Source organism: Candidatus Neptunochlamydia vexilliferae, from assembly GCF_015356785.1.
Classification (GTDB): domain Bacteria; phylum Chlamydiota; class Chlamydiia; order Chlamydiales; family Simkaniaceae; genus Neptunichlamydia; species Neptunichlamydia vexilliferae.
The window spans coordinates 1-3,638 of record NZ_JAAEJV010000094.1; the positions used below are offsets into that span (position 1 = coordinate 1).

Consider the following 3,638-nt stretch of genomic DNA (forward strand, 5'->3'; position numbering starts at 1 on the left):
TAACATCTTCATCTGCTTTGTTGCAACTCCTTGAAAGCTAATAAGCTTCCTGCGGATTTGCGCCGCGCAGCTAAAGCGCTATGGCACCAGAAATGCATGAGTTATTTTTGCCCAGCTCCTTAGGACAAATCCCTTTAAATGACTCACAAATCTCAATTGTCTTCCTCTACTTTTTCGCGCAGCTTTTTGATGGCGCCGTGCCGTTTTTTTTCGTCTAGGATCTTTTGCTTCAATCTACGAGATCGTCTCTTTTTTTGCCGCTTGATTTTTTCCTCTGCCTGCTGCTTTTTTGTTTTTTCCTGATGGATTTTGAAGGCAATTTTTTCGCAAAGGATTCTCCGGGCGAGGAGGCGGTTAAGCTCGCGGGAGCGCTCTTGCTGGCACTTCACCTCAATCTGGGTAGGAATATGTTTGAGATAGACACACGAAGAGGTTTTATTAACCTTTTGCCCCCCTTTCCCTGCGCCTAGGATGAACTTTTCGATGAGGTCTTCCTCTCGAATTCCTAGACGTTCCATTTCTTTTTCAATCGATTCTTTATTCATAAAAAAAGGATAGGCTTAAAGGCCTACCCTAAAACATTTGATAAGAGATAAGCAAGCTTTAAGCGTTCTTATCTTCTTTGTTATCTTCAGTTGTCTCTTCAACAACAACAGTTTCATCATCTCCATCTGTATTAACATCTTCATCAGCAAATACTGAGTAAGAGAAAAGGCTGAAGATAGGTAGGGCTAACATTAGAAACTTTTTCATAACGTATCCTTGGATTATGGATTAAAAATAAGTTATCTTTAACTTAACAATTCTTAATATTTATGGCAAGTTGCTGCTTCTTTTGCCTCAACCCTTCCCGAATTTTTAAACCTTTCCCTTTTTCTCTTCCTTTTTTTGCAGCAGCTTCGGAGTGGTGGTAAGAAACCTTCCGTGATGTGATTTGGGGATAGATCGCAGCGAGACTTTTTTCAATTTGAATCAGGGTCCTGCTTGTTGGCAACCCTTTTTTTTCATACCCTTCGGCAATGCCGCGGAAGAAGGAGTTTTTTGCAACGGTTCCTTTGAGGCGGGGCTCCTCTTTTTTGGCCTCTTTCCAAAGGAGTTCAAAGTGATGGTCGAGAAAGTGGGCGACATACTCAGCCACTTCGATATTGAGGGGATCGCCTAAAATCTCGAGGTATAGAACCCCTTTTCCATGGTTAAAGATCGGATAGACAAAGAAGAGGCGGAGAATCGAGGCGATCGCTTGGAGCTTGGCGCTTCCCCGCTTTTTTTGGAGGACGCGGAGGAGATGAATCGGGTCATCCTCTTCATGAAATTTAACGTTATACTTTGCCAAGAGCTCTTGCGCTTTGAGGGTGGCTGCTTCGGCCTCTTTGGGCTCGGGGCTTGTAGCAAGAGAGAGGAGTTTGCGCACTTTATCGACGATCTGCTTATTTTTGACTGCTTTTTCTATGGAGACTTGGGCGCGGGCGACTTCGGTAGACCAACCATATTTTTTGCAGATTTCTCGAAACTCTTTTCCATGAGGGGAGACATCAGGTCCATGCTCAATGAAGGTCATGTAGTGGGCCAGCTCATGGCGTAAGAGGTCTTTGATCGTTTCCTCCTCTTCAAGGAGGAAGAGTTTGTTGATCCCAATCTCATAGAGGTCGTGCTGGAAGTAGCCAAGTTTTGAGGGGTGGTCGAACACCGTGAAGTGGAGAGGGTAGGAGAGCGCTCCAATATGAAAGCGGGAGCGGCCCACGGGAAGGGACATCTCCTCGGTAAGGATTTCTTGGGCGAGCCCCTTTACTTTTTTTAAAAAAGCAAGAATTGTCTTCGAATAAAGGATTTCCATAGGGTACAATCATAGAAAAGCAGGAAAAATAATGCAAACAAAGATCCGTATAGGGATCCTTTTTGGAGGGCAGTCTCCCGAGCATGAGGTGTCGATCCTGTCTGCGGAGTCGGTCATGGACCACCTCGATCCGGAGAAATATGAGGTTCTCCCCATTAAAATCGACAAAAAGGGGCGATGGGAAAAAGAGATTTTTTCGCCATGTGCCCTAAGAGCTGCTTTCGATGTGGTTTTTCCCGTGCTGCATGGACCTTATGGCGAAGATGGGACGGTGCAAGGGCTTTTAGAACTGGCAAATATCCCTTATGTAGGGCCCGATCAACTCAGCTCAGTGCTCTGTATGGATAAAGGGGTGACCAAGGAGCTTCTATCTGCTGCAGGTCTTCCCACTCCTCAGTACCAAATTTTTCGCGTGGGCGATCCGATCGATATGCTTCCCTTTCCCCTTTTTGTGAAGCCGGCTCAGATGGGCTCTTCGGTTGGTGTCAGCAAGGTGAGTGATCGAGAGGCCCTAGCCTCTGCTATCGAAGAGGCTTTTAAATACTCAGAAACAATCCTGATCGAAGAGGGGATTGAAGGAAAAGAGATCGAGTGTTCGGTCATGGGCAATACCGATCCCATTGCCTCCTTGCCAGGGGAGGTGATTCCCACCCACGAGTTTTACTCCTATGAGGCAAAATATCTCGATGAGAATGGGGCCCATTTTGTCCTTCCGGCTGAGCTTTCTTCCGAAAAAAGAGAGGAAGTGCAGCGCCTTGCAATTGCAGCCTTTAAAGCGCTCCGCTGTGAGGGGATGGCGCGGGTCGATTTTTTCCTTAAAAAAGATGGGACACTTCTCATCAATGAGCTTAACACGATCCCTGGGTTTACCACGATTAGCCTCTATCCAAAGCTTTGGGAGGTGAGTGGTTTGCCTTACCCGGAGCTTCTTGATCGTCTCATCGAGCTAGCCTTTGAGCGCCACCACCGAAAAAAGCTTACTCCTATTGGGGTTTAGTAATCAGGGGTGTCAAGCCAAAATAGAAATGTCACCCAGTTCTCCAAATTAGAAATGTCACCCCCTTTCTGAAAAATGGGTATTATTTTCTTCTTCTTTACCCAGGCTAAGAGTGTCTATAAGAGTTCTTTTTGAGCCTTAGTTTTATTAGTACTCTTATAGACACCGCGCCTGAGGGACTGTTTGCAAATTGTTCATATGTTCAAAAAAATATACTGAACCTTGTCTCGGTGTTCTTTTTTTGGGCCTTGTTCACCTTTACAGGTAAAAAGTTTGCACATTTATCGGTGGTATATGTAAGAAAGATACGTCGGGGGCAAGCCCCCGCTGCCCCCTTGAGCTTCAATCTGGCAAGCCAAACCGATCTTCCTCGGGGGGCCGTGCAAAGCACTGTTCCACCCCTCGTTCAGATCAATTTTGCAGAGCCATCTTGAAGCCGTGGACACTTCACGACGCAGCTTTTCTTCGCCTTCGGCTCTGAAGCTGCGTAGGTTCAGTGTTTTTTTTTGTTAAGCTGAAAGTCAAACCAAAGCGAATATGGTAAGTGGCTAAAAAACTGAAAAAAGGAGACTTACTGCTTGGTAAAAGATGAGCGAGGTTTTCTAAAAAAAAACCTTTCCAGCGAACTGACATGGCTTCGGAGCCGAAGGCGAAGAAAAACCATGCGGTGAGCTGTCCGCGGCTTCAAAATGGCTCTGCAAAATCGCCCCGCACGAGGGGTGGAACAGTGCTTTGCACGGCCCCCCGAGAAGGGGCGATTTGGCTTGCCAGATTGAAGCTCAAGGGGGCAGCGGGGGGCTTGCCCCC

The 3,638-nt window shown here is 46.5% G+C and carries 4 protein-coding genes; 1 reads left to right on the forward strand and 3 read right to left on the reverse strand.

Annotated features, from left to right (window positions below):
- Window positions 1–152: 152 nt before the first annotated feature.
- Genes NEPTK9_RS09155 through NEPTK9_RS09165 form a run of 3 tightly spaced genes read right to left on the reverse strand, consistent with a single transcriptional unit; the run spans window position 153 to window position 1,834 of the window.
- Window positions 153–545 carry a peptide chain release factor family protein gene (locus NEPTK9_RS09155; protein ID WP_194848529.1) on the reverse strand — a complete coding sequence of 131 codons (393 nt, stop codon included), beginning with the start codon at window positions 543–545 and terminating at the stop codon, window positions 153–155.
- 58 nt (window positions 546–603) lie between these two features.
- Window positions 604–753, reverse strand: a complete 150-nt coding sequence (locus tag NEPTK9_RS09160; RefSeq protein WP_194848530.1) for a hypothetical protein — start codon at window positions 751–753, stop codon at window positions 604–606.
- A 43-nt stretch (window positions 754–796) separates the two neighbouring features.
- The gene (locus NEPTK9_RS09165; RefSeq protein WP_194848531.1) at window positions 797–1,834 is read right to left on the reverse strand and encodes a SprT-like domain-containing protein; all 1,038 of its coding nucleotides are present in this window, start codon (window positions 1,832–1,834) and stop codon (window positions 797–799) included.
- Between the two features lie 31 nt (window positions 1,835–1,865).
- Between NEPTK9_RS09165 and NEPTK9_RS09170 the strand changes: the two genes are divergently transcribed.
- The gene (locus NEPTK9_RS09170) at window positions 1,866–2,831 is read left to right on the forward strand and encodes a D-alanine--D-alanine ligase family protein (RefSeq protein ID WP_194848532.1); all 966 of its coding nucleotides are present in this window, start codon (window positions 1,866–1,868) and stop codon (window positions 2,829–2,831) included.
- Window positions 2,832–3,638: the final 807 nt, after the last annotated feature.